The sequence below is a fragment of the Xanthomonas sp. CPBF 426 genome, assembly GCF_903989465.1.
In the GTDB taxonomy this organism is placed as follows: Bacteria; Pseudomonadota; Gammaproteobacteria; order Xanthomonadales; family Xanthomonadaceae; genus Xanthomonas; species Xanthomonas euroxanthea.
Genome location: NZ_LR861805.1, coordinates 1,231,340 through 1,257,662 on the forward strand (window position 1 = coordinate 1,231,340; position 26,323 = coordinate 1,257,662).

Annotated in this window: 21 protein-coding genes, 1 tRNA gene and 1 pseudogene; 15 read left to right on the forward strand and 8 right to left on the reverse strand. The window is 59.3% G+C overall.

Features of this window, described 5'->3' with window-relative positions:
- Positions 1-125: 125 nt before the first annotated feature.
- The 4 genes from dndC to H7A87_RS05325 are packed head-to-tail and all read left to right on the forward strand — an operon-like array spanning position 126 to position 5,118.
- Entirely contained in the window at positions 126-1,283 is a 1,158-nt protein-coding gene (gene dndC / locus H7A87_RS05310) for a DNA phosphorothioation system sulfurtransferase DndC (RefSeq protein ID WP_223646397.1), read from the forward strand.
- Between the two features lie 20 nt (positions 1,284-1,303).
- Positions 1,304-1,519: a DNA modification system-associated small protein gene (locus H7A87_RS05315; RefSeq protein ID WP_017154970.1), complete on the forward strand. Its 216-nt coding sequence runs from the start codon at positions 1,304-1,306 to the stop codon at positions 1,517-1,519.
- Entirely contained in the window at positions 1,509-3,587 is a 2,079-nt protein-coding gene (gene dndD, locus H7A87_RS05320; protein ID WP_075287336.1) for a DNA sulfur modification protein DndD, read from the forward strand. Before H7A87_RS05315 ends, dndD begins: the two co-directional genes overlap by 11 nt.
- Before the next feature lies 1 nt (position 3,588).
- Positions 3,589-5,118: a DndE family protein gene (locus tag H7A87_RS05325; RefSeq protein WP_075287337.1), complete on the forward strand. Its 1,530-nt coding sequence runs from the start codon at positions 3,589-3,591 to the stop codon at positions 5,116-5,118.
- A 32-nt stretch (positions 5,119-5,150) separates the two neighbouring features.
- Here the strand turns inward: H7A87_RS05325 and H7A87_RS05330 are convergent, their stop codons facing one another.
- Positions 5,151-5,375 carry a hypothetical protein gene (locus H7A87_RS05330; RefSeq protein ID WP_075287338.1) on the reverse strand — a complete coding sequence of 75 codons (225 nt, stop codon included), beginning with the start codon at positions 5,373-5,375 and terminating at the stop codon, positions 5,151-5,153.
- A 49-nt stretch (positions 5,376-5,424) separates the two neighbouring features.
- Between H7A87_RS05330 and H7A87_RS05335 the strand changes: the two genes are divergently transcribed.
- On the forward strand, positions 5,425-5,808 hold the full coding sequence (locus H7A87_RS05335; RefSeq protein ID WP_119129756.1) for a hypothetical protein: 384 nt from the start codon (positions 5,425-5,427) through the stop codon (positions 5,806-5,808).
- 81 nt (positions 5,809-5,889) lie between these two features.
- Here the strand turns inward: H7A87_RS05335 and H7A87_RS05340 are convergent, their stop codons facing one another.
- Positions 5,890-7,290 (reverse strand): site-specific integrase, encoded by a 1,401-nt coding sequence (locus H7A87_RS05340; protein WP_119129757.1) that lies wholly within the window; start codon positions 7,288-7,290, stop codon positions 5,890-5,892.
- Between the two features lie 544 nt (positions 7,291-7,834).
- On the opposite strand from H7A87_RS05340, the gene H7A87_RS20795 reads away from it, so the two are divergent.
- The 5 genes and pseudogenes from H7A87_RS20795 to H7A87_RS05360 all read left to right on the forward strand — a co-directional run bounded on the left by H7A87_RS20795 (position 7,835) and on the right by H7A87_RS05360 (position 11,821).
- Entirely contained in the window at positions 7,835-8,050 is a 216-nt protein-coding gene (locus tag H7A87_RS20795) for a hypothetical protein (RefSeq protein ID WP_232087924.1), read from the forward strand.
- Positions 8,051-8,455: 405 nt separating this feature from the next.
- A pseudogene (radC, locus tag H7A87_RS05345) lies at positions 8,456-8,935 on the forward strand (DNA repair protein RadC).
- A 192-nt stretch (positions 8,936-9,127) separates the two neighbouring features.
- The gene (locus H7A87_RS05350; RefSeq protein WP_232087925.1) at positions 9,128-9,709 is read left to right on the forward strand and encodes a hypothetical protein; all 582 of its coding nucleotides are present in this window, start codon (positions 9,128-9,130) and stop codon (positions 9,707-9,709) included.
- A complete protein-coding gene (locus tag H7A87_RS05355; protein ID WP_119129758.1) occupies positions 9,702-11,123 on the forward strand; it encodes an XVIPCD domain-containing protein in 1,422 nt (473 codons plus the stop codon). The genes H7A87_RS05350 and H7A87_RS05355 overlap by 8 nt, the downstream gene beginning before the upstream one ends.
- A 239-nt stretch (positions 11,124-11,362) precedes the next feature.
- A complete protein-coding gene (locus H7A87_RS05360) occupies positions 11,363-11,821 on the forward strand; it encodes a uracil-DNA glycosylase family protein (protein ID WP_232087967.1) in 459 nt (152 codons plus the stop codon).
- A 1-nt stretch (position 11,822) separates the two neighbouring features.
- On the opposite strand, the gene H7A87_RS05365 is transcribed toward H7A87_RS05360, so the two are convergent.
- A complete protein-coding gene (locus H7A87_RS05365) occupies positions 11,823-12,986 on the reverse strand; it encodes a TDT family transporter (protein WP_075287973.1) in 1,164 nt (387 codons plus the stop codon).
- A gap of 107 nt (positions 12,987-13,093) precedes the next feature.
- On the opposite strand from H7A87_RS05365, the gene H7A87_RS05370 reads away from it, so the two are divergent.
- Both H7A87_RS05370 and H7A87_RS05375 read left to right on the forward strand, forming a co-directional pair.
- Positions 13,094-14,011, forward strand: coding sequence for a LysR family transcriptional regulator (locus H7A87_RS05370; RefSeq protein ID WP_055828830.1), 918 nt, complete (start codon positions 13,094-13,096; stop codon positions 14,009-14,011).
- Positions 14,012-14,132: 121 nt separating this feature from the next.
- Positions 14,133-15,125, forward strand: a complete 993-nt coding sequence (locus H7A87_RS05375) for a beta-propeller fold lactonase family protein (RefSeq protein WP_055828826.1) — start codon at positions 14,133-14,135, stop codon at positions 15,123-15,125.
- A gap of 95 nt (positions 15,126-15,220) precedes the next feature.
- Here the strand turns inward: H7A87_RS05375 and H7A87_RS05380 are convergent, their stop codons facing one another.
- Entirely contained in the window at positions 15,221-15,526 is a 306-nt protein-coding gene (locus H7A87_RS05380) for a hypothetical protein (RefSeq protein ID WP_055829085.1), read from the reverse strand.
- A gap of 268 nt (positions 15,527-15,794) precedes the next feature.
- Between H7A87_RS05380 and H7A87_RS05385 the strand changes: the two genes are divergently transcribed.
- A complete protein-coding gene (locus H7A87_RS05385; RefSeq protein WP_119129759.1) occupies positions 15,795-17,390 on the forward strand; it encodes a MobA/MobL family protein in 1,596 nt (531 codons plus the stop codon).
- 52 nt (positions 17,391-17,442) lie between these two features.
- Here H7A87_RS05385 and H7A87_RS05390 read toward each other — a convergent pair whose 3' ends face one another.
- Both H7A87_RS05390 and H7A87_RS05395 read right to left on the reverse strand, forming a co-directional pair.
- A complete protein-coding gene (locus H7A87_RS05390; protein ID WP_075287345.1) occupies positions 17,443-17,784 on the reverse strand; it encodes a hypothetical protein in 342 nt (113 codons plus the stop codon).
- Positions 17,785-17,981: 197 nt separating this feature from the next.
- Positions 17,982-18,782 carry an NYN domain-containing protein gene (locus H7A87_RS05395; RefSeq protein WP_046932555.1) on the reverse strand — a complete coding sequence of 267 codons (801 nt, stop codon included), beginning with the start codon at positions 18,780-18,782 and terminating at the stop codon, positions 17,982-17,984.
- Between the two features lie 350 nt (positions 18,783-19,132).
- On the opposite strand from H7A87_RS05395, the gene H7A87_RS05400 reads away from it, so the two are divergent.
- Both H7A87_RS05400 and H7A87_RS05410 read left to right on the forward strand, forming a co-directional pair.
- A complete protein-coding gene (locus H7A87_RS05400; RefSeq protein ID WP_232087927.1) occupies positions 19,133-23,896 on the forward strand; it encodes an RHS repeat-associated core domain-containing protein in 4,764 nt (1,587 codons plus the stop codon).
- Complete coding sequence (locus tag H7A87_RS05410) at positions 23,889-24,371, forward strand: hypothetical protein (RefSeq protein WP_046933738.1); 483 nt, start codon at positions 23,889-23,891, stop codon at positions 24,369-24,371. Before H7A87_RS05400 ends, H7A87_RS05410 begins: the two co-directional genes overlap by 8 nt.
- A gap of 156 nt (positions 24,372-24,527) precedes the next feature.
- On the opposite strand, the gene H7A87_RS05415 is transcribed toward H7A87_RS05410, so the two are convergent.
- Together H7A87_RS05415 and H7A87_RS05420 are read right to left on the reverse strand one after the other, a co-directional pair.
- Complete coding sequence (locus H7A87_RS05415; protein ID WP_180496894.1) at positions 24,528-26,048, reverse strand: site-specific integrase; 1,521 nt, start codon at positions 26,046-26,048, stop codon at positions 24,528-24,530.
- An 85-nt stretch (positions 26,049-26,133) separates the two neighbouring features.
- Positions 26,134-26,226, reverse strand: a tRNA-Ser gene (locus H7A87_RS05420).
- Positions 26,227-26,323: the final 97 nt, after the last annotated feature.

The window sequence follows — 26,323 nt, forward strand, 5'->3', positions numbered from 1 at the left end:
TGTGCCTTGAGCTGGCCGCAGCGCGGTCACCGAGGCCCAATCGATACAAAGCCTTTCACGATGGTGGGGCCTTTTTTGCGGCCCCGCCCGGCTTGGCTGCATCAAGCCTATGAGACAATCTGATGATGAGCATTGCACGTCCCCGCCCCCAGATGGACCCCGCGCTGGGGAAGAAAATTCAGCGCATTCAGCAGGACATCCGAGAGGAATACCTGGCCGATCATCAACACCCCTGGGTCATCGGCTTTTCCGGTGGCAAAGACAGCACCCTCGTTACGCACCTGGTCTTCGATGTCCTAATGTCTCTTGCTCCGCACGAGCGGACGCGAGAGGTTCATATCGTGTCCAATGACACCCTCGTGGAAAGCCCGCTGGTCGTCACCCACGTTGCCACGGTCCAGTCTGAAATCGACCACGCCGCCAATGCTTGGCGGATGCCGGTTCGAGTGGTGACCACACGCCCAGAAACGGATTCCACCTTCTGGGTGAACCTGATTGGCAGAGGTTATCCGCCGCCGAACAGGTCATTTCGCTGGTGCACGGACCGGATGAAAATCCAGCCGACGAGCCAATACATCCGTTCGCAAGCGGACATGGCAGGGCAGGTGATCCTTCTTCTGGGCGTCCGGCGCTCGGAGAGCTCCACGCGCGCTGCAACGGTTGCTCGCTACGACAATGGCGAACGGCTCAACCGGCACAACGATCTTCTCAACTGCATGGTCTTCCGCCCCATCGTTGAGTTGTCTACAGACGAGGTTTGGGAATATTTAGCCTTCACGCCCCCGCCATGGGGAGGGTCGCACAGCGCGCTGATCCAGCTCTACATGGACGCGGGCGCGGCCGAGTGCCCGACTGTGTTGTCCCAGGATGACGCGCCAGGCTGTGGAACCTCGAACTCTCGGTTTGGCTGCTGGACATGCACAGTGGTGGACAAGGACAAGAGCTTGATGGGGTTCGTTGAGGCGGGCTATGGCGAATTCACTCCTCTGGTCGATTTCCGAGATTGGCTGGCCGGGATCCGGAATGACCCAGAGCGCCGTCTCGCTCGCCGCAGAAATGGCAAGCTGACCATCACCAACGACGGCGTCTTCATTCCAGGCCCTTTCACGTTGGAAACGCGTCGCGAGGTTCTAGATCGGGTTCTGGCACTCGAGCGGGAAACCAAGAGCAAGATCATTGAGGAGTCTGAGGTCATCCGAATTCGAGAGATTTGGGCCGAAGACGCCAGCACGTTTGCTACCAGGTCCGTAGATGAAGCACGGGCCGTTGCAGGTTCCAAGTAAGGACACAGGGGAAGATTTAGATGCCACGTGACGTCGTAACGCTTTTCGCCCAAGAGGCGGGCAACAAGTTGATTCGTAAACACTGCCGTCAGATCGGCTTGCCGGTGAACGACCTCCGCAGACTGGTTGAAGAGGTTGTTGATAAGAGCACCATGCAGCGCCGCCACGGCCTTTGGGAGGCCTTCGACGAGGTGCTGGGCGAGACGTATGAAGAGGAGGCCGACAATGCATCTTGAGTCAATCAGTCTGCGAGACTGGAAGGCTTTCGAGTCGGCTACCTTCGAGTTTCCTACGCCCGGCAAGACGAAGAACGTCGTTGTTATCGGAGGGCGCAACGGGTTTGGTAAGACCTCGCTGTTTGAGGCATTGGCATTGGGCTTGTTTGGCCGCGATGGCTTGCGACTGGTGCTGCGCGCGGGCGTTGCCAGCGACGAACAAGGGCGGGCGCAGTCATTCAAAGAGTTCATGGAGCGCGCCCTTTTCGGTAATGCGCTTGCCAATGGCCGTTCTTCCTGCCGTATTGAGCTGAAGTTTATTGATGATGGCGGCGATCCGATTTGGATCGAGAGGACTTGGTATTTCAATGACCAAGGCAAGCTGAAAGCTGGTGAGTCAGCCGAGCAGCTAAAGATTTTTCAAGGCATTGGTCGGCGGGTCATTGGGCCCGGTCGAACAGAGCATGACATTGAAGGCTGGTATCGCGATTGGGTGTCCAAGACCTTCATCCCTACGTCGTTGGCAGGGTTCTTCCTTTTCGACGGCGAGTCAGCCGCCGTGTATGCCGAACGAGACATGGGTTCCCAGGTGCGAGAGGGCATCGAAGGGCTGCTGGGCTTGAACTGGCTCAAGCAGTTGCAGAAGGACCTTCGCACCTATGCAAACACCAAGCGCAGCCAGGTCCCGAAAGGGGTGAGTAATGAGGCCATCGCCGAGCTGGATTCGGCTGTCGGCAGCATGGAAGAAGAGCTAGCGCGTTACGAAGAGCGGCTGCAGGCCATTGAGAATGAAATCCGCGACAGCGAAACGTTGCGCGATTCATTGACGCGAGAGCTTGGCTACGGGGCAGGCACCAGAGCCCAGCTAGAGGAGCTCACCCGTGAGCAGGCCGACTACGAAAAGCGCTACAACTCTGCACAGGACCAGCTGGTCACCGCAGCGCAGTCAGATCTACCGCTCGCACTTGCTGGCGGCATGTTGCTCTCAAAGGTTGAAGCCCGCCTTGACCAAGAGGCGCGTCTGGACCAGTGGGAAGCTGCGCTCTCTCAACGGGATGATCGCACCGCCAGCGTCCTCGAGTTCTTGAACGAGCAGTTGCCGACGGTGGAGCCCGAGCTTCTTGAGCGCCAAGTGGCTGGCGTCCGCGAGGCCGTGGAAAAGGCTCTGGAGCGGTTGTGGTTTCCGCCCCCAGGCGATGTGGCCGATTCTTTTAGGCATGCGCACGCCCGCGGCCCAATGCTCCAGCGGGTCCTGGATCGTCTTCGCGATGCAAAGGCGGTCTCCTCCGCAAGCATTGTCGAGCTGCTTGAGACCATGGAGAGCAGCTCAGCCAAGCTGCGCGAAGTCTCCGCTGTCATTCGTTCGACGGAGGGAGCCACGCCGCAGGTCGAAGAAAAGCGCGACCAGCTAAACGAAGTGAACACTAAAGTGGGCCTGATGCGCGAAGAGCGTGGCTCGCTGACCAACATGGTCAAGTCTCGCGGAGCCGACTTGGAACAGAAGCGGCGCGAGCTGGGTCGCTTGACTGGGCATCTGGACCAATCCGAGCGGCCGGCGCAGTTGGCAGGTCGTGCTGAAAAGGTCGCGGAGATGCTGGGGAATCTGGTTGAAGAAGCCTGGCCCTTGCAGTCCGATGCCGTGGCAGAGGCGATGACCCGTGGAATTCGTGCCATGGCTCACCGCAGCGACTACTTGCGGGACGTCACAATCAATGAGGACGGCGCTGTTGAACTGGCCTCCCCAGACGGCCGAGATCTACGTCAATACGACCTGTCGGCCGGCGAAAAGCAAATCTTTACCCAAGCGCTTTTTTCAGCCATCGCTGAAGTGTCCGAGCGCACCTTCCCTTTGGTTGTGGACACCCCGTTGGGTCGTCTGGACGAGAACCATCGACTGAACGTGCTGAAACACATCACCAGCCGCAAAGGGCAGGTCATTCTGATCTCTACGGATACAGAGGTGGTCGGTCAGTTCCTTGCCGCGATACGCGCCAAGGTGTCTAAGTTCTACATCATCCGAAACAAGGTAGAGGGTGGCGTGGCTCGTAGCTGGTGCGAGGAAGGCTATTTTGACGGGCAAGGAGTCTGAGATGAGCAATGGAACAAACGACTATCTGACCCTAGAAGTGATTGCCGGCACGGCCTTTCGCTCGACCGCTGACACGGATGAACTGTCTCAGCGAGTCAAAGATCGACTTGGGTTTGGGTCCTTCAACATCCCTGCAAGACTGGCATTAGCCCGCTCTTTGGCCATACCTGCGCTGCCCTCCAAGGTGGAGGGCGAGGTGGGCCGGGTTATCAAGGGCGACGTACTGTTTGGGACGGGGGCTGACCTAGCCAGTTGGGTGTCGCTCCTTATCGAGCATGCTGGCAGTTCGCTCACCATCAAGGATCTGCAAAGCGTCGTCCAGCGACACTGGGCCAGGGGAATGAAGATTCTGTCTGAAGAGCTCGATGCTTCCGATGGCGATAATTCCGAGTTCTGGCGCCGTCTGGCTGAGAGCGCGTTGCCAGAGGTGACGGAGAAGCGTCGTAGTGGAACTTCCCCAGTCGTGGCAGAGACATCGCGCGGCCCGGTCCCCGTGCGCATGGGTGAAATCGGCCACGACGTTTCGAGCAATGAAGAAGTTACTTGGACGCTCAATGCTCCAGGAGGCAGTCCTCATAGCGCTTTCATGGGCGGCGTGGGCAGTGGTAAGACCCGGACGGCTGCTTTTGTCTTGAGGTCTATCGCTGAGCAGACCAACGTCCCGTTGTTGGCGTTCGACTTCAAGGGGGACATGGCGGACAAGCACAACGCGTTGGACAAAGCCTTCGGCGCGGTCGTTCTTTCGCCGCCGAACATCACTATTCCGCTGGACGTGTTTGCCCTGTCAGACAACAGCAAGCATGGAGTAGTCAATACCGCACAGCGCTTGCGAGACAGCCTGAGCAATCTTAAGCAAAACAAGCTTGGAGACCAGCAGCGCCGCAGGCTCAATGATGCCTTGGAGGAGGCGTTGCGCACTCGCCATCCCTGCACGCTGGAAGACGTGAAAGAGTGTCTTGAGAACGTCTACGCGTCTGCCGGGGTCAAGGAAGATGGCGCAGTCTCCATGCTGGTGGATCTGTGCAGGCTTCCGCTCTTTGAGCCCAAGATGACGCCAGAGGAGTTCTTTTCCCGGTCTTGGATCATCTCGTTGCCCGCCAGTGTCCCAGAACTCGTTCGAGTGACTGTTGTGGCGTTGTTGACGGATGCCTTGGAGCGCTTTATCAACTCTAAGCAAGATTCGGACACCGATGCCGAAGGCAATCGCTCGCTCCGCATTATGTGTGTCATCGATGAGGCTCACCGCGCTCTGGAAGCCAGGCTCCCAGGTTTGTCGAACCTCATCCGGCTTGGCCGTTCGAAGGGTGCGGCCGTCATGCTCATCTCGCAGAAGCCGGACGATTTCGAGGGCGAGGACGACGATTTCTTGTCGGAGATGGGGCTTCTGGTGTGCTTTGGAACAAATGCACGAGAGGCTTCGGTCAAGCGCATCTTGGGGGCAGGGGCGTCGTTGACCTCCCTCAAGAAGGGCGAAGCTTATGTTCGCGCCCGCGGCGACATGAAGTCGCGCAAGGTGTTGGCATGGAAGTGACCGGTAAAATCAGACTCGCTTCTTTGTTTCCGTCAGTGTTTCTGAGTCAGAGGCAGGATAAAGCCTTGCTCGGAACCATCACCAGCCATTGATGCGAGGCATCCACCGAGCACCTCTTTAGAGCCCATCAGGCCAAACTCGAAAGCTGCGCCCAACTCATTGAACAAAGGGCCCAGCATGTCGAGTTGTTCGTCAGTAATGTCACCGACGAGCGCCTCTGAGCCGTTTACGGTGCTAACGTGTATCCAGTATGGCATTTCCAGCTCCGAAGTTTCCGAGCTTTTAGCACCAAGGACGAGGAAGTCAATGGCTGACTACAGAAAGAAACTCACGCTTATCGACTCTAGTGCTTCGAGAGTCATGGTTCTTCAGTGCAATAAGTCTGAGAGGAAGTCTTTCGTAAAACACTATCAGGATGATGGAACTACCGCCTGGGCCAAGGAGACTGTGGTTGGTTGGCACCCAGATAAGACTCCTAAAATCCTTCATATTGCTGTGCAATCTGAGCAGGTCTACGAGGTTTTCGGTCAGCCAAACATCTCTGGTCTTTATGCATTCTATTCGGACCCGAAAGGAAAGGTCTGGTATTGCCCAATCAGTCAGGAAGAGCGTACCGTCCTCAAGGAGGCCAAGAGGAAAGGCAAGACCTTCCGTGACGCACTCGTGGAGTTGAGCAAGAGGGTCTTTTAGCTCTCATCGTCGGATTCTAAAAAGCATCCGATTGCGTCTTGGATATCGCAAGGTTGCGGGTAGCAGGCCCTGTTGGATGCTCTAAGGATAGAACTTCGATGCATCTGACAGCTGTGAAGCGAACTGGCCCCGCTGGTAGCGCGGCAAGTCCACGTTGGGCTGATAGAGCTCCAAGGCGTTGATCTGCTTGCTGCGCGTCACCTGGGGCTTCTTGTGAAGGTAGTGCCTGCGCAGCACCTGGACCCGGTCGCGGGGATCGGTGCTGTGGCCGGTGACCAAGGCAATCTCTTTCTCCGGAACATCGTTGACATCGAGCTCAGTGGCCAGCGTATGGCGGAAGGCGTGGAACCCGATGCCCTTGGGGAAGCCCAGGCTCTTCAGATAGCGCCCAAAGTCCACCACGAACTGCTGACTGTAGCGAGCGTTGGTTTCCCCCGTCGTGCGGTTCACGCCCGCAGAGAGCAGCGGGAACAGCCGAGGATGGCCCATTTCCTTCATGTCCTCCATGAACTCGAGGAAGCCTGCCTCCAGGAGCGGCTTCGCGATGGGGATGATGCGCATGCAGCCCGCGCCTTTCATGCTTTGCCGGCTGCGCCGCCGTCGCTTCGGGTCTGCGGCCAAGTCTTGGTCCAACGTCTTCTGAAAAGCGATGCACCACACCCCGCGTTCCTCGATGATGTCGGTCAGCTTCAACTGGCAGACCTCGTTGACCCTGGCACCGGTATACAAGCCGATCATCGGTGCCCACCAATACTGTGGTTTCTTGGCCCAGGGGATGAAGGTTGCGGGGTCAAAAATGGCTTGCAGGTCTGCGTCCTCGAACAAGCGGATCGCCTTGTCGGGATCGATGGTGTGATCTTCTTTGGGTTTCCGGAAGGCTTTCATCGGTGACAAGTCGATGGCTTGTCCGTTGACCAAGTGGTTGAAGAAGGCAACAAGGAATCGGCGGTGACGCTCTTCCGTGGCAGGTGACAGCGGCGGCACGTCTTGCTCTTTCCCCAGCGCGATCGCTTCGTCGAAGGAGAGGTCCTTCAGCAGCGGATCAGACACCAGGTTCCTTGGGGCCCAGCGCAGCAGTTTCCAGAGCGCCTGGATGTGGTAATAGTCCACTCGAGCCGCGGAGATGTTGCCGCAGGTAAGAAGCAGGAGCTTCAACGTGCGTTCGGTGGACTGGATGGTTTTGGGCTCCAGTTGCCGGCGACGCATGTCCTCCAGATGATCCTCGATCTCCTTGGCCAGAGGGCGCGACGGGGTGCCCATGGGCAGCTGGGCGGGATAGCGTGTGTTGTTCTTCAGACCGCTCTTCCGTCCGGTTTCGTCGAGTGCGGCGAGGATGCATTCTTGGAGATTGATGGCGGCTTCCCGGCCTCGGACAATAGCGAGGTCAATGCGGTAGCGGCCAATGTGGATGCCTTCCAAATGCAGGAGGCCGAAGGGCGAAGCAATGTAATCGTTGAGTGCTGCGGAGGAGTTGCTGGTCATGGATCACTTCCATCGAAAGATGGAAGTAGGGATATGACAGGACGAGAATTCGTCAACGGGGGCGATACAAAAATCTGCGGTGTCGGCGCAGTCCTTAGGCGTCAGGGTGTCCCCTCCGGGGTGCTTCCCAGATTCGCCAATTCGTTACCTGGCAGAAATCCTTATATACCAAGGGATACGAGGAAATTTGGGTCGATTTATCGCAGTCATTTGTGTACTGTTTGCAGCAAATAAGCTAACTAAATGAGCTTGTTGCTCGATTTTAAAAATGAACTTAAGTTAAATGTTAGTCTATTATTGTTAGTCTGAATTTATATTCAAAGCAGCGATATGCTGGATCGGAACTTTCTGACATCCGATAGGGCGCGACACCGATGGTGCGACGAATGCCAGGAGTGCAGTCTGACCTTGCCGGACGTGGGCCCCGATGGTCGCTCACCCTGCGGACGCTTGAGCAGCGTCGTGCCGGCACCCGAAACTGATTCCGCGCTGCCTTGGTGGATGCGTCTCAAGCAGTGCGACAAGGCTGCTGATACTCAAGCCCATGGACAGAGCCGAGCTTCGCCGTCACCTTGAGCGTCTGGATGCTGCGGTGCCCGCCCTGCGGGCTTCCAGTCCTGATCGCCGCCACTTCTGGCAAGCCTTTGCCAACATGGCTGCTGCTATCGAGCAAGAGGCTACGACTGGTGAGGACGTGCAGTTCGTCGGCCGTCGAGCTGACGAAATCTTGTCCTGGCACGGGCTCGAAAGCACGGACTAGAACGTGTGAGTCCATTGGGGCTGCCATGGCCCAACCCTGCGGATAGCAGTGCACTTGCAGGCAGACATGACGCAGGCAAGCGCATGTCTGCTAATGCCCCATCCCTAGCAGGGCGCGGTTAGGCAATCGCCTGCCGACAGCAATCGCCCCGCTCATCCTAATACGGTTTAGCCCGCAGGCCTTGTAGGGCATGCACGTGCTGTCTCCACCAGCGCCGGGCCTCTTGAAGGGAATCTTGGCTTCGCTGTCCCGACCGCAAGGACAGGCCTCCTTCTCGACGCTGGCGTTCTGTTGCGGCCCTCCGCTGCGCGCCGCTGCCGCGGCGCTCACTCTCGGGTGCGGTCGGGCCTACGCTCCGCTTGGCGGTTCCCACGAGGCGCCTGTCGCGCCGGTGGAGACAAACCGATAAAGCGCACCCAAGACCGAGCAGTCCAGTATCAACTCCACATGGGCGAGGAGGGGATTCTCCTCGCGGCAGCGAATATCCTGGAGCAGCGCCTTCAACGCCAAGGCCGCATCCACAGCCCGGAGCAGGCCGGAAGTTACCTGGTCGCTCGATGCGCCCACCTGCCGCACGAAGTCTTCGGCGTGGTCTTCCTCGACACCCAACACCAGGTCCTGAACACTGAGCATTTGTTCACCGGCACCATTGACGGATGCGATGTCCACCCGCGAGTCGTGGCAAAGCGCGCCCTGGAGCTCAACGCCGTCGCCGTCATCCTCTTCCACAACCACCCGAGCGGCAACCCGGAGCCCAGCGAAGCAGACCGCCAAGTCACCGAGTGACTGAAGCAAGCGCTGGCACTTCTCGACATCCGGGTCCTCGACCATCTGGTTATCGGCGGCCAGCAGCACACCAGCTTGGCGGCCAGGGGGTGGGCATAGCCCTCCCTCTGCCTACCGAGTTGGCCTGCGCCCAGGCGCTGGCGTTAAGCTGTCCAACCTCCCGACACCCGGATGTTGGCCATGGATATCTTTAGTCAAGGTAGGCGCATCGCCAAAGCCCTTTCAGCATGCACACTGTTGTTGGGAGTGGCCGCATGCGCAGAGCCGTCAGGCGTCCATCAGGAGAAAGCCATGAAGGAAATCACATCCGCTGACGTTCGGCGCGAGCAGGACAAGGCGGCTGCCATCTCAGATGCGGCGCTCCCTCCCGGTTCCGCGCCGATGATGACCTGGGACGGCTATCCCGCCTTGCAACCAGGGGATGAGCACACCGCCGACCAGCTGATCAAACAAATCGGAGTCCTCGCCCAGTCCCTTCACGCCCAAGCAGACTCCGCCCCCGCCAATGTGGAGCGACTTTTGGGAATCGCGCTTCCTCCCGACGCCAAGCATGAGCGCAGAGGGGTGACTGGCAAGGTGGGACAGGGCACTTACGAGTGGGCCGTGTGGAAGGGGTCGCCCAAGCTCCTAGGGCACCGGGTGGAACTGACACTCACCCCGAACGCCTGCCTAGCCTATGAGGCGCTGAAGAAGAAGATGGAAGCCGAAGGGTTCCAGGTGTATGTGCCCACGTTTGGCGACGACCAGCGAATCACCTTCCACAAGATCGTCAGCCCGTCGCTGGGGCTCTACATTGCGGTTACCCCAGACAAAAGGGACGCGCCGACCTGCGTGACGGTCGTTGTCTTTGAGATGGAGCGGAGCGATGCTTGACCCTCGCATTGAGCGCATGCTCCAAGAGACCGAGCAGCAATCGTCTCTGTCCCCAGGTGCAGCCAAGGACCTCCGCGAGGCGGTGGAGTCCTCTCCTTACCTGGTTGAGGTGATGACCAAAGCCATCGACAACGGCGACCTTGAGCACATCAGGTTCGCTCACACGCCCAACGAAGGTGGGCACTATAACCATGCCGAAAAGACGATCAGCGTCAACGCCGACGTGTTGCAGCGACCGACCCGGTCAGAGCGGATAGATCAGCTCACCGGAGTCCTGGGGCACGAAACGGGGCATGCTCTGATGGCCCGCTCCAACGACCTCAGCACCTACAAACTTTCCTACCGAATCGATGAGGCGCTCAAAGAGGGCGCACGCTACGGCGATGCGACGGTTGACATCACCCCGTTGGCAAAGGAATACATCAACGCTTCCAGGCAGAACGAAGCGCTCGCCGAAATGGTATCGATGAATTCGGTGGCCAGTCGGGTCAAGCACCAAGACAGCAACGTCAGCGAAGCAGAACTGCTTTATCGCCTCGACCCGACCACGCCCTGCGTCACGAACGGGCGGCTGGCGCCAGGCATCCAGATGGATGTCCAGGGCATCCAACACACCGACAACCGCATCGACAGCCCTGCGGTAAAAGCCGTTGCAATTTGTCAGTTCGATCAGTCCGGCAAAGGCCTGGGCGCATTAGGACAGTCCGACTACAACGCCCTTTACTTGTCCTACGTCGTGTCCGCCGGGGCTGCCGTATCCCGTGACCTAGACCGGGCTTCCAGCCAGTCGATTCCAAGTCTCGGCCTGAACCTGAAGGAGCTTGGTGCTTCAGCGGAAGAAATCCAGGCGGCTGGAGTGTCCTTGGGTGGGCAGGGCAAGGCCTTTGGGTTCACCGACACCTCTGACGGACAGCTGCGGCCTTCCGAGGTGCGGCAGGTTGGGAAAGGGGGCGCCGGCCAGCCGGAACTCGCCCTCCAAGCCGTCTCTCGCGACCAGGCCGTGCTGGCCGACAACCCCGCCCACGCTGACCACCACACCTATCAGCAGATCCATGCCTGGGTGCGTGGCACGGGGAACTGGAACGACGAAGAGAGCAAGAACGTCTCGGCTGCGCTTTACAAGCAGCAGGTGGACGATCCGTTGCTCAAGCGAGTGGATAGGGTCACCGGAGGCTTGGGGAACGATGGCGCTCAGAACGTCGTTGCGATCTATGCCCCGCATGGGGTGGACAAAGCGCCGCAGTTCCACGCCCACGTGGACGGTCGAGAAGCGTCTCAACAGCCGGCCCAGCAAAACCTCCAGCAAGCAGAGGTTATCAAGCAGGACCAAGTGCGTCAGCAGCAGATGGAACAAACGCAGCAACAGACGGCTCAGCAGGAACAGGGGCCACGAATGACCATGGGTGGGCCTTGATGTCATTTTTCGGCATGGCATGTCCGATGGAAAATGTAGAAGTGCATTTGAGCGATACCAAAACGGCGCTATGAAATCGGTCACTCCACTTTTGTATGCCTGATTCCACCTCATACCGTGCCACGCTGGTCGACAGTGCTCACGTCCGAAGCCTCAACCAGTGGGTCCGAGGCCAATGCCAGCGTGGTCTAGCGCTGCCGTTTTTCGACCCGCTGGATGGGGGTGAAAGGGCTCGGGTGATGGTGTTGCTGGAAAGCCCCGCTCGCCATGCCGCCACGCCGCGCTTTGTGTCGCGAGACAACCCGGTTCCTGCGCAGAAAAACTTGAAACACTTCCTCGAACAGGTGGCATTGCCGCGCAACGAGACCATCCTTTGGAACGCGGTGCCATGGCTGCCATCGGCAGGTGAGACCAAGAAACCACTTAGGAAGGCAGATCTACAGGAAGGGGTGGTGATGCTCCTGGACGTGCTTTCCCGCCTTCCCAGGCTTCACACCATTGTTTTTGCGGGGCGAATCGCCCAGCAGTGCATGCCCAGTGTCAGGGAGAGCTTCCCTCTGTTGGCCCTCTTCGGCATGCCTCACCCAAGCCCGCTGTCGGTCTGCACCAGCCCCGAGGTTACCAAGCGCATCTTGTCCGTCCTGAGCGAAGCCAAGCGCTCGCTTCAGACCGCTCCCGCTGCCCCACGCGAAGGGTGAATCAACTCCCCTTATTGAGCGAAGCGATGCAGGGAGAAACGAACAGGTTTCCCCGGTAAGCGCCGGCCAGTGTCTTGGCAAAGACGATGGCCCACATGACGGCCAACAACACGACCAGCGCCGTGCCCAGAACTTCGAAGAAGCTCAGGTGAAGCGTGGCCCCGAGGCGCAATGTCGTCACCGCATACACGCCCAGCGGGAAGGTGAACCCCCACCAGCCGAGGTTGAACGGGATGCCGTTTCGGAGGTAGCGCACGGTGATGAGCATGGCCAGCACCATCCACCACAATCCCAATCCCCAAAACAACAACCCGCTGATGAGGCCAAATCCCGCCGCCATGCTTCCTGCCGACTCGAGGCCTTGGGCAGCCAGGATGGCAGGGGCATCCGTGCCCAGCACCAGCATCCCCAGCGCGCCGGTTCCGATGGGGCCCAGCGACAACCAACTGGACGCCGCCATGCTTTCGTGCGGCAACTTATGCAACGCCATGCGCAGCAGCAAGATGACCAAGATGCTCAAGGCCACCGGCACCGAATATGCCCACAGCACGTAGCTGGTGATCAGCACATGGTATTGGCTTGCGGCGTCCGTGAGGTGGGGAGCCAGCAGCCCACCACTTGCGGCCGCGACCTCGGCCGCCACCACCGGCAACAGCCAAACGGCGGTCATCTGGTCGATGCTGTGCTGTTGGCGCGTGAACATCATGAAGGGGATCAGCACCCCGCAGGCCAACGACATGGCCACATCGACCCACCAGAGCGTCTCCGCCAACGGAAGCACATCCGCTCCCCACCTAGGCAGGCCGTAAAGAAGCAAGCCATTGATGATGGTGGCCAGCCCCATGGGAATGGTCCCAAAGAACATGGAAACGGTGGAATGGCCAAAGATCTGCTTGGCCTCGTTGAAAAACAGCAGCCAACGGCTGGCGTAGAGCGTGCTGAACAAAATGAAGAGCCCGATGTTGAAGCACCACAATGCTTCGCCAAGGGCCTTGGCCCACGGGGACGGGAAGGGAAGTTGGCCCAAGGCCAGCGCCAGGATGCCGGTGCCCATGGTCGCGGCAAACCAGTTCGGCGTGAACTGCCGAATGGCCTCGCGAGGGTTGGAAAGAGCGGCCAGGGGCCGGTGCCCGCCCATGATGGCCATCAGTTTGCTTTCGCTCATTGCAGCAGCCTCGCAGCGGGGCGTTGGGAACGAGCAGAGTCTAGGGCGGCTTCTAATATCTGTAAAACGGGTAATCTTGGTAAGAGTTACCTGTTTGGTGGATTGAAATGAAGGTCAGCCTCCGTCAGCTCCAAATCTTTTGCGCCGTGGCCGAGCATGGCAGCACCACTGGCGGCGGCGCCGCGGTGGCGCTTTCGCAATCGGCCACGAGCGCTGCGCTCAACGAGTTGGAGAGCGTGCTGGAAACGCGGTTGTTCGACCGAGTCGGCAAGCGGTTGCTGCTCAACGCCGAAGGCGAACGCCTGCTGCCGCAGGCACGGCAACTGCTCGACGGCGCACGCCAGATTGAAACCAGCTACCGCCCCGGCGCTTCCGATCGTCCGGTTCGCCTGCGGATCGGCTGCAGCACGACCATCGGCAACTACGTCTTGCCCCGTTTGCTTGCCGACTTGCGCAAGTCGTCCCCCCACATTCACGTGGACGCCGACGTGGCCAACAACGCCGCGATTGCGCGAAAGGTCGCTGACTTCCAACTCGACATGGGGCTCCTGGAAGGCCCTTCTCATCTTCCGGAACTTCATGCCGAGCCCTGGTTGACGGACGAACTGCTGATCGTCGTGGGGGGCCAACATCCGCTGGCCAAGGCCTCGAAAGTCACCAAGGCGGACCTGCGCCGGGCCGACTGGCTGCTGCGAGAGCAAGGGTCTGGCACCCGGGAAGAAGTCGAGGCGCTTCTGTTGCGCCATCTAAGCGACCTAGCCAACACGCAGCAGATCGGCAGTTCCGAGGCCATCAAAAACACGCTAGTCCAGGGAATCGGCGTCAGTTGCCTCTCCCGTTGGGTGGTGAGCGACTTGCTGTCTTCCGGGCGACTGGTGGCCCTTGAGCGCGTGCTTCCCCCGTTGGCCCGTCAGTTCTACTTGGTCAAGCACCGCGACAAGTTCATCTCTCAGGGGTTGGCCGGGGCTTGGGAACAGTGCCTGGAAATGGGGCGAGACCCCAAAAAGAAGATACCTAAAAAATAGGTCGGTGAAACAGGGATAATTTGTTTTCCTTCTTCGTTGCCATGGGCCAGAGTAGTGAGGTCCAGCAGATTGCTGCGATGAGAACGATCACCCGCGCAGTCGCGCAGAACCGGAGGATGCGATGAACCTGTTACAAAAAACGATTGCCGGCTTGGTTTTCGGCGGCGCGATGGCTGTATCGCTGGGCACTCAAGCGGCCGAGGAACGGTGGACCTTTGACGGCGATATCCGCAACAACTCGCTTGCTGTCAGCCCGGATGAGGCGACGGCCGTGGTGTCCGACAGTCGGCGCCCGGAAATCGTGGTCTATGACCTCAAGGCGGGCAAGTCCAAGCGGGTTTTATCGGGTTACGTCACGCCCCGAAATATCGTGTTCTCACCGAACGGCGCGTTCTTTTACGTCTCCGATAGCAGCTTGGGCGTGGTGCGCAAAATCGATAGTCAGACGCTCAAAACGGTTGCCGACCTTCCGTTGGGTGCCGGGGCCTTCGGCACTACGCTCAGCAAGGACGGACGCTTTTTGTATGTCAACAACGAAGCGGCCAGCACGGTCTCGGTGTTCGACTTGAACAGCGATCGCCCGGTGGCGGTAGTGACTGGCTTCTCGCAGCCTCGCCAGGGCATCCGTATCAGCCCAGATGGTGCGACGGCTTACGTCACCAATTTCAAGGGCGACAAGATCAGCTTGCTGGACACAAAGACCAATACGATTCAAGGCGAAATCACCGGCTTCAACAAACTGCGGGCGATTTCCATCTCGTCGGACGGCAAAACGCTGTATGCCGCCAACAGCGGCAGCAACACCGTGGCTGTGGTCGACACGGCCAAGCGTTCGATCACCACCACTATTGCCGTGGGGAAGGACCCTTACGGCGCAGCGCTCACGCCCGATGGCAAGCACGTGTATTCGGGGAACATGGCGGACAATACCTTGTCGGTCATCGACACGCAGACGCTGAAAGTGACTGGAACGATTTCGGGCTTCAAAGCCCCAAGGCAGGCCATTGTCTTCAGCAAGGACCTCAAGAAGGCGTATGTCCTTAACGAGGATCTGAGCCTTTCGGCCGTCGACTTGGCAACGAACAAGGTGAGCAAAACACTGATAGCCGATTGAGGAGCACAGCGTTTGCGGGAAGAGGGCGGCGCTGTGCCGTCCTCCTTTTTCCAAACGTCGTCTCCCGCTTCTTGAATTGCCAGATCGTGAGCCCTTTAAGTGCTTGGTAATGCGGCTCGCGCGGCGCCTCGCAAACGAGCGGCTTGCCTGACGCTGAGTTCTTTGCGGGCGTCCAAGTGTTGAAGCAACGCTCCTGCTAACTCGTCGTCGTCCAGCACATGGGCGTCAACTGAGAAGACCAAGTCGGCCACATTCTGCCGCCGCTTCGCTTTTTCTCGCCTCGCGGTTTGCCTGGCCTTCAACTCAATGCGCTGGTTGGCTAAAAGCTCCTTCGCTTGCAGTTGGGCTAACTGCTTTGTGGCTCGGGCAATGCGGTCGTGGTAGTGGCTTGTGGCAGTCATGCGTTTCTCCAATGATCCCGTCTTTGAGTCAATCACGGAAAAGCACCTAGTCAAGTTTATGCGGGTTCGAAAATTTCCAGCACTCAAAAGTTGTTCGATGCTGAAAAACAGTGCGTAAAAGAAAGAAGCAAGAGCGCACCTAGGTGTTCCTGCGGAACACGTGCGCAAGGGTCTCCGCCCCTTGAACCCCAAGTGCTTTCAGCCCTTGCGCAAATCCGAATTCACGGCATAAACGAAGCGAACTCAACCGCCTCGGGACCCACGCTTCATGGCCATCTACCACGCCAACGTCAAAACCTTCAGCCGTGCCAAAGGACATTCCTCCATCGCAGCGGCCGCCTACCGCGCCGGCCTGCTGCTCGAGGATGCAATCACCGGCATGCGCCACGACTATCGCCGTCGAGACGGCGTGGTCGAAACGCGCTGCATCGCTCCCGAAGACGCACCCGACTGGGCCCTGGTCCCCGCTGAGCTCTGGCCGGCGGCGGAGGCTGCGGAGCGTCGTAAAGATTCCACGGTCGCCCGGGAGTTCGAGTTCGCGTTGCCCCATGAACTCGATGACCTCCAGAAGTCCGAGCTGGCCGTGGAAGTCACCCGTGCGCTCGTCGCGCGCTACGGGTTTGCGGCCCAAGCGAGCATCCACAGCCCCGGCAGCAAGGACGGCTTGAACTGGCACGTCCATGTCCTGGCGACGACGCGTCGCATCGGGCCGGACGGCCTCACCGACAAAACCCGGGAGCTCGACGGCGGGCCGTCGGGCAGGGCGGAGGTGGAGTGGGTCCGCGAGCTGGTCGCTTCCACCATCAACGCCCACCTTGAGAAGGCGGCGCTCGAGATTCGCGTGGACCATCGCAGCCTGGCCGCTCAGGCCGACGATGCCTTGGCCCGGGGCGACCTGGCCGCGGCTGCCGTGCTCTCCCGTGAGCCCACCCAGCACATCGGCAAGAACGGCATCGCCTTGGCCCGGCGGGGCCAGCCGTCGGAGCGTTCGGACGCAAATCGTCGGATCGAAGAGACCAACGAGGCGACCTTCCAAAAGCTCATCGCCGTGTTCGAGCAGGAAGGACGCGCCATGCCGGTGCCCGACGGTCACAGCCAGGCCCAGGCCGAGCGCGAGGCTCGCCGACCTTCTGATGTGCTGTCCCTGCAGCTCAGGCGCGGGGCTGGGCACATCGAGGTGTCCCCCAGCATGGCGACCATTGCCCGTGGGCTGGGACTGATGGAGGCAGAGGAGGCCAAGCCGCCCCGCGAGCCACGTTCGGTCGCCGAGCTTGCGGAGGAGGCCAGCGACGAATGGGGCGTGGCTGTTCAAGCGGATCCCCGCCTGGCTCAAAACCTCCAAGCAACCCTGGACCTGCTGCAGTGGATCAGGGAGCGCGTGACTGCCTTCGCCGAGGAGGCCCGGCTCCGTCCCGACCTCAACGAGCTACTGCGGCGGTTGCGGCGCTTCAAGGCAACGGCCATGAAGTTCGCCCGGCGGCTGCTGGCCGTGCGTCGCGCCGAGAAGCTGCACCACATGGCCGAGAACGCGTGGAACGACTTCGTTGCGAACAATCCCGAGCCCGGTCCATCGTGGATGCAGGGGGACTGGAAGCAGCGGCGCGGGCGCCGACTCAGCACCCTGGAAAGCCGGACCGCAGAGCTTGCAGATGCAAGGACCAGAGTGACCCCGGAGGAACAAGCCCTCTGCGAGAAAGAGGCCTCGGCCAGCGCGGCGCATCTGGAGGCTTGGAGCCGGGACATGCTCCAGCGCTATCCCCTCCAGCTCGACATGGCGGCCAAACCGGATGAGCAGCGCCCAAGTCCTGCCATTTCCGCTCCTCCTGCGCCTGTCCATGTTCCCAAGCCACCGCGCTTCCACTGAAACCAAAGAGCCCCGCACTGCGGGGCTCAATGTTTCCGTGCTTGCGTCCGTCTCAGTGAAGGGTCGGACGCTTCTTGCTGCGGACTGGATCCAACTGCACGTCTTTCTTCTTCCGGCCCGCTCGCCATTCCTCCACTGACGGAAGCTCCCTAACGATGACGGCTTCCCGTGTGCGCACCGGTTGGAAGGGATGCGGAGGGGCATGCTCCAAGGATTGGGCGACGCTGCCTCCGCCTGGCGGCTTCTTCTGGCTGTAGACGATCAACTCGCCAGCAGAGGCCCAGGCGTTGCAGACATTGCGTTGGCGCACCAGTGGCTCGTCAGAGAGCGTTTGGCTCATCAGCCCGGCAAGCAGTTGGCCAGCGATTTCGAGTTGTTGGGGATGGGTGGTCATGAAAACTCCTGCGTGTGGGGAAGTCCTCATCCAACCAAGAATCGCCACTTCCGCAAGAGCTCGCTTCGGGTCTGACTTCACAAATTTGAATACGCGACGAAATTCGATTTAACGTATGCCAGTTAAGTGATATCGGGCCTCCACCTGTGGAGCTCTGTCTGATCTCTGCACTAAGTGCTACCTGAAACCAAGTCGCGTCATCCTGCTGTATCGGGCAGCTCTGGCTTGTGCGAAATGCTGACCGACCAACCGCCGGTCTCCTCCCGCTGCGTCGTCAGCAGGTCATAGGTTTTCACCATGTTGAGCAGGCCGGAGTGCCCATAGAGGTTGGGTGAGAAGGACGGGTCGGTTCGTTTAAGGTATTGGCCCAGTGCTCCCAATCCGACCTTGCCCTCGGAGGTGTCCCCGGTTAGCAGGGTCACGGCCTCGACCAAGAACCGGGGACGCCGTTTCGGCAGTGGCTTAGTTTCTACGCGAGGGGCTTCTTCTTTTGTCGCTTCCGATTTCAGGACAGGCAGTTCATTGCCCTGGACTTCGGGTGCGGCCACCTCCTTGGCCGTCCGGTCCCATTCGAAGAACTGGTCGCAGGCGTTGCGCAAGGCATCCGGGGTCTTGGGCTCGCCCACGATGAAGACCGTCGCTCCACGCTCCCTGAGCTTGCGGCAAAGGTAAGAAAAGTCCGAGTCGCTCGTCACTACGCAAAAGGTGTCGGCTCGGTGATCGAACAACGCCTCCAAGGCGTCGAGCGCCAAAGCGATGTCGGCCGTGTTCTTCCCGGAGGCGTATTGATATTGAAGGCAAGGGGTGAACGCTTGGCGGACCAGGACTTCCTGCCACTTGTTGGCGAGGGTGTTGTGGTTGCCATACCCACGGCGCAGCACGACCCGGCCGAACTGGGCCACCATGAGCAACGCGTGCTCGACGATGTCGGTCGGCACGTTGTCGCAGTCGACCAATACCGCGACACGTGCTTCATGCGGGCTGTTTGGGTTGCTCATGCCGGCGAGATCCAAGTTTTACGCAGACAGACAATGGCGTCAGCAACTCCCCCATGGCAAGCGGGCGCTAGCAAGAGGGAAAAGCGTGGAGCTCTGATCATGTCAATACTGAAAGCAAACCTGCCGAACAGGCTCTTGCAACGGTCTGACTTCGTTGCATTCGGGGTGCCCCGAACCACTGCCGCTGACAATGCCACCATGATTTAAGACGATAGTTTCTGCTTGGAAACGCCTTGCTTGTCGCCGCATCGCTAATCCGATATCGTTAACGCTTAGCCGTCCTTTTCATGGGATTGGTTGTAATCACCACCGCTGCCAGCGTGGGGTGGGTGGGAATGGATTCCTAACTGATGCTGCAAGTGCAGCTGACAAGGAGTGTTGCCGTGTCAAATCGGGCCGTGGCGCGTTTCTCTGCTTCCTCAGTTCTGTCAAAGGGCGCGCGTTACGCGACGCTCTTGATACCGGTTGTTTTTAGTGCCTATGGGTTACTAGGCGCTAGTCCTGCGTACGCCCAAACCCCGCCCAAGGCTACGTTCTGTGCAGCGGGCATCGGCTGCTACGACACGATGGAGAAAGCCGCCGATGCCATTCGCAATTCCAAGGACTACCAAGGCATCGGTCAGTATTTGAAGGCCTACTCAAGAGGTTTTTTGAGTCGGGGGGCGGGAGAGGTCTGGACCTACTTCCGTGTGCCGTCGCTAAAGGCTACCTCGGTCTCTAACCCATCCTATGGGGTCAACCTAGGTATCTACGGGGTCGGAAACCCCGGCTGCACAGCGTCCCCAGAGTTTGGATCAAGCTGGTGCACGGATGAAGGAGCACTCATCGCCAAGTCGTTGGACATCCTAACGACCAAGGTCGGGAAATCTTGCTCGCTCCAGTCCAATGTTCAAACGTCGGACTACAACACGACGGGACTGGGTCTGCTTCCAAGTGGCGATGTTAGCTATAGCTCAGACAAATATTTCACCTCGACATTTAATTGTCCGTCGAACTCGGGGGCACCTGTCTCGGTGTCGTGGCGCTGGAATGTCTATAAAAAGCGAAAGTTGACGTGCGAAGCAAACTTCACGCCTTTTCTTGGAAACTCAATTCTCGCGGAGGCAGCTCTTACGACGGAGGCTCTTTGTAAGCCCAAGAACGATGACAACACCTGGGTCACGTCACCCTTAAAGCAGTTCCAAAGCTGCAGCACCAATAATCCTTGCCATCCCACGACAGGCGACAAGTCTCGCGAAGAGAAAGACTTTGAGTTCGCAGGTCGCTCGTTCAATCGCTACTATCATTCCGTCAACCAGACCAAGAGTTCCATTCCGGTCGGAGAAGGCTGGTCGCTGAGTTACAGCGATCGATTCGATAGTTCCAACACAGCCTATCTCGACGAGGCGGGCAACAGGGATGTTTTCACCACGGTTGCTGCTGGCACCGGCCGTGCTCAGAATTCGGGGCGGCTATATCGCCGCATCAGCAACAGCACTACGTATTACCGGGTCATCGAAGAAACTGGCGAATACCGCGATTTCGGTAAGGATGGCCAGCTACTCGCGGTGCGCAATCCAGCCTCGCCGGATCGTGATGTAACCGTGGTTTACGAGGGCACGCGCATTGCGCGATTGGTTGATGGCCATGGCCGCGCCGTGACGTTCACCTATACCGACGGGCGTGTCACAGGCATGGAGATTCCTGGTGGCGGCATCGTCCTTTACGACTACGATGTGGATGGAAATCTGATTGTCGCAACGTATCCCGACGGCGCAAAGCGCCTTTACCACTATCATGAGAAGGGGCTTGCGGAGCCCCAGCTGGTCAACTATTTGACTGGTATCACCGGGGAGAACGGACAGCGTTACGCTTCGTTTGGTTACGACACCTATGGACGCGTGATCAGCAGCGTTCTCCATGGCGATACCGAGGTGGTCGATGGAGTGACCCTGAACTACGTGGCCGAAGGCGTTACGGAAGTCACACAAGCTTCTGGCGCGGTCAAGCGCTTCGAGTATGGGTCTACCATTTTCAGCCCGGTCAACAACGTAACCGAAGGCCCAGCAAGCACGTCCAACACCTACTTCAGCGATGGTCGGCTGCAAAGCGTGACGGACGCATCGGGCAGCAAGGTTTCCTACGAATACGCGCCGGCGTATCAATCGGCGGTGACGGTCGGCGACGGCACGCCGGAGGCGGTGCGCACCGAGAGCGTGAGAGATGCGCTGACCCACCAATTGACCGAGCTCAATGTGAAGGGGGCGCAGGGGCTGGTTGTGTCCAAGCGATGGACTCGCAATGAGCGTGGCCAAGCACTGACCCAGGTCGAGCAAGATGCCGTTTCCGGGAAGCAGCGTCAGCAGACCTTCACCTATTGCGAGCAGGCCGACGTAACCGCAGGAAGCTGCCCCCTGGTGGGAGTGCTTCTGCGTGTGGACGGAGCGCGCACGGATCTCAGCGACGCCACCACCTACGACTACTATCCCGCGGCCCAGGGCGGAGACCTGAAGACGATCACCAATGCAGTGGGCCAGGTCACCCAACTCCTCAGTTACGATAGCGCCGGCCGTGTGTTGTCGCAGAAGGATCCGAATGGGGTTGTGACCGACTACAGCTACGATGCGCGAGGTCGGCTGACGGCAAGCATGGTCCGGGGACAGGACAGCGGCTCGGAGACGGATGACCGCATTACGCGCTACAGCTATTGGCCCACCGGCTTGGTCAAGCAGGTTGCGCTGCCGGGCGGCGACGTGTCTAACTTCATCTACGACAGCGCATTCCGGCTGACCAGGGTATCGGATCGTTACGGCAACTCCTTCGTCTACACGCTCGACAAATCCGGACGGCGAGTTAAGGAGGAAATCCAGGACTCAAAAGGTGTGCTTAAGGCCACCATGTCCCGGCTCTACGATGAGCTAGGCCACCTAAAAACAACCGCAGATGCGCAGGGCAACCCAACGGATTTTACCTACGATGCAGTGGGCACGTTGAAGGAGCGGATAGATGCCATGGGTAGGTCAAGCACCTATACCTATGATGCCTTGCATCGCTTGAAGCAGAGTATTGAAGACACCGCCGACATCAAGGCGACGAGTGCTTTCCAATACGACGCGCTGGGACAGCTATCAGCGGTGACGGACCCGAAAGGCTTGAAGACGACCTACAAGCGCAATGGTCTGGGCGAACTGTTGGCGTTACAGAGTCCCGACACGGGCAGCACCGGCTTCACCTACGACGACGCAGGCAACGTGCTGTCCAGGAAGGACGCAGCTAACCGGCAGGCCACCTACACCTACGATGCCTTGAACCGCCCAGTGTCGGTGACCTATGCCGATGCAGCGCTCGAGACCCGTTTTGTCTACGACGTGGCCCCGGCCGTCTGCGTGGCGGGAGAGCAATTCGCAGCCGGGCGCTTGGCCAGCATGAAGGACGGCAGCGGCACGACGCAGTATTGCTACAACCGATTCGGCGACCTGGTGCGCAAGGTCCAGACGACCAATGGCAAGGCATTGACGGTCCGTTATGCCTACACGGCAGGCGGGAACTTGACGAGCATGGTTTATCCGGACGGGGCGATGGTTGACTATGTCCGCAATGAGCTGGGCCAGATCGCCGAGGTGGGCTATACAGCGCCTGGCGGCTCGCGCGAGGTGTTGGTCAGGGGTGCCACGCATCTGCCCATGGGCCCGGTGGCCGGCTGGACCTACGGCAACGGCCGCGTGCTGACCCGAGCTTACGACCAGGATTATCGCCCCAAGGCCATTCAGGACAAAGCGGTTGGCGGTCTGGATGTCGGGTTCGGGTTCGATGAGGTGGGCAATCTCACCTCACTGACCCCAGCCGGCAATCCGACGCCGGAGATCGGCCTGGGCTACGACACGCTCGGCCGCCTCACAGCCCTCACCGACGGTGTCACCGGAACCGTCATTGATGGCTATAGCTATGACGCCACCGGCAATCGCCTCAGCGCCAAGGTTGGCAGCGTTACACAGGCTTACACCTATCCAACGACCAATCATCGCCTGAGTGCAGTAGCTGGCGTGGCGCGCACCTACGACAAGACAGGCAATACGCTGAGCATCGGTGGCAAGGCGAGGGAGTTCCCCTACGACGCATCCGGCCGCATGAGCATGGTCAAGCGTGCAGGCGTGCTGGTGATGAATTATCGCTACAACGGTAAAGGCGAGCAGGTGCGCCGCTTCCTCGGCACCACCAACACCTACACGCTTTACGATGAAGCCGGCCACTGGCTGGGCGACTACGACACCAATGGAGCGCCCAAGCAACAGGTGATCTGGCTGGACGATCTACCGGTCGGCCTGCTTGCCAACGCCAACAAGCTGCACTACATCGAACCCGATCACCTGGGCAGCCCGCGTGTGGTGGTTGACCCGGCTCGTAACGTGGCGGTGTGGAGCTGGAGCCTAAAGGGTGAGGCCTTCGGCAACACTGCGCCGAATCAGGATCCGGATGGCGATGGTGCGGCGTTGGTGTTGGATATGCGGTTCCCGGGGCAGCGGTTTGATGCGGCTAGCGGGTTGAATCAAAATTACTTCAGGGACTACGACTCTGCTACCGGGCGGTATGGGCAGAGTGATCCGATTGGATTGGGCGGCGGTTTGTCGACATTTGGCTATGTTGGAGGAAGTCCGCTTTACCTGATTGATCCGCTAGGGCTTGAGTCTGGCACATTCCAATTTGGCCAATACCGAATGAAGCAGCCAGAATTTGAGTCGGGCGCTAATCGAGGTGGTGCGACGGCAATGAAGATACTTTCCTCGTTGAATTCAGAAATGAAGAGCCGAAATATTGCGGGGAGCGATCAGTTCTATCATTGCCTTGCCGCTTGCAAGGCAACGCAGGCGACAAAGAACCCTGAGTTGGTCTTGGAAATGATGGCGCTTAAGGAAACCAAGGATTACTACGCCGGGCGCCTGGGGTTGTATGGAGATGGAAGGCGACGCGGCCACTATGAGATGCAGGCGGACAATCAGGCGGATATGGACGTTAACCGGTTAGGTGCGACATGTCAGATGGGCGAGGATTGCTCCCGTCGGTGTATGGGACTGGTTCCTGAGCGCTCTCGGCCATTTTTATCCAATTACATCCCAGAGTGGGGTCAGGATGAGTAGGTTCAAGTTTCTATCTTTGCTGCTACTTGCTCTTTCTGGGTGTGCTCCCTACGACGCTCCTAGAGCTTATAAGGATTTGGAAAGCCTTAAGAGGTCGAATGATTTTTCAGCTTCGGTGTCGCTGGGCGCTATGCCTAGCGATGCTGGCGACATCGAGGTTTACTCCGATATTGATTCGGGTCTTGTGTTGATTTCATACAAGACTTCGGAGGGCGTGTTTGTCTCTAAGGGATTTGGTCGCCAGTTATCTGCTGGCCTATACCGGCTTGTTCAGGAAAACCTAGGTTTTGTGGATGTCACTATTTCGGACATACGTTACGCATGTGAGAGCAGAGAGGTGAAGGCAGGTGGCGAGTTGCTGAAGTATCAGCAGGTTGCATTTTTGGGACAGTCTTCCGGCAGGCAGTATCGTTGGAATAGCGTGAATCCTGATGTTTACAGGAAGCTTTGCTTGGATCCAGCGGTAGGAGTTTAATCTGGTCTCGAATGGTACTCACTCGCTAAGTTAGTTGAAGTTATCAAGGCTCAGTCCGTTGACGCGACGGTGAGCCTTGGTCGCAACTTCCGAAGGCATAGAGTTAATTGTGCCAAGCGATTTTGTGCCCGCTGTTAGTCTTTATCTTCGCTGGCTTCATCGAGCTCCTGAAGAATGTTCTTTCAAGGAGACGACGGATGTTTTTTTATTCATCAAGGCCGACAGCGCGTCCAGGCTGAGCCCGTAGGCCAGCACCGACAGGCCCGGCGATACGCCTCGCAGCCCATCAAGCTTCTCCTTGGCGGTGAAGGATCGGCTGTAGGTCACGTGGTGCTCGTCGTCCAACTCATGGCCGACCAGCTGAGCGCGGAGCTCGGAAACCACACCCGCTCCCTGCAACTCCTGGATCAGGGTTTTGCGCAGCGAGTGAAAGCCTCGCTTGGCCGTGGGCCAGTTCTTGCCCACCTCGGCCAGGTGCCGGCTGAAGGCCTTGGAGATCCAGTTCCCTTGGCCGTTCTTGGCGTCGGCCTTGGCCGCCGGGAACAGGCGCCCCTGTCCCTCGGCGCGCGCCTGCTCCACCCAGGTCAGGAAGCCCAGGGCGAGGAGGTCGGGGTGAATCGGCACGGTCCTCAAGCTCTTGTCCGTCTTCACCTTCTGATGCTCGCCCTCGTCCGAAATCTGGAAGCAAGGGATACCGCCCTCTTCCACTACGTCGGCAGTCAGCAGCTGGCCGACCTCCGAAGCGCGGGCGCCGGTATACAAGCCAATGAGGGAAGCCCACCGCGCGGCCAGGGGCAGCGCCTCAAAAGCAGCCGGGGCAAACAGCGCCTGGACTTGGTGGGCGTCGTAAGCCTTGAACCCGAACTTCCGCCGAGCGCGCTTTTCCCGGGTCGAATAGCTCACGTGCCCGGACGCGGGGTTGTCGCCCCGAGGGTAGTGGCCGGAGGCTTGGGCCCACTCGAAGAACCCGCCCTTGCCGCCGATGTAGGACTGCTTGTTGGTGAGCGTGGGTGTAGAGGCGCCTTTTTCCCGCATGTCCTGATACCAACGCGCCAAGTCCGAGCGGGTGACCGTGTGCAGCTTGGTCTTCTCGCCCAAGAAGCTGGTCAGCAGTTCGACAGCGGTCCGCTTGATGGTCCAGGTCTTGGGCAGGGTGCTGCCTTTGAGGCTGTTTAGCCAAGCGTCTCGGGCCTTCCCGAGCGTGATTGATTCGAGGGAAGGTTTGGTTACCCGCCTCGGCGTGGGGAGAGGCGGCACGTGCTGTTGAATCAGCTCCCCCAGCGCGCTGGGCTGCGGGGCGGTGAGCGCCATCAGTTGCTGGAAGAGCGTGACGTCCTCTGGGGTGTCGATCTGCCATTCCTCGGTGATCGACCCGTCCGCCGCGCGCGTCCGATTTAGGGTCAGCTCCTGCGGGCGTTGGGTGCCGGTCAGGCGCGCCAGAAGCGCGTCCAGGTCGTCGTCTTGGCTTTGCATGCGTCGGTCCCTCAACACAATGAAGACCTGAGCATAGCGGGCGGCCAGCGTCAGCGCGCGCAGCCTTGCCTCGCGCATGTCGTAAGTGTGCAGGGTGCGTTTGAAGGTCTGGCGACCCACGATGGGCTGCAAATCGACCGGGACACGCTGTCGGTAGGACCAGAGTCCGGAGGGGGCTCGAACGAGATGATGAGGAATGCGCATAAGTGTCGTGTGTTCCGACTTGCGCGGCTGCAGCCAGTTTTTACGCTAACAAAAAACCCCTGATTTCTCAGGGGTTTGCGTATTCTGGCGGAGAGAGGGGGATTCGAACCCCCGAAGCGCGGTTTAGACGCTTACACACTTTCCAGGCGTGCTCCTTCAACCACTCGGACACCTCTCCGTACCTGCCGTGCGACTGGGTCGACGGCAGGAGCGGGATTCTAGCCGCCGCGGGCGCCATTAACAAGGTAAGTGATCCGCCGGGCCGGCACGACGCT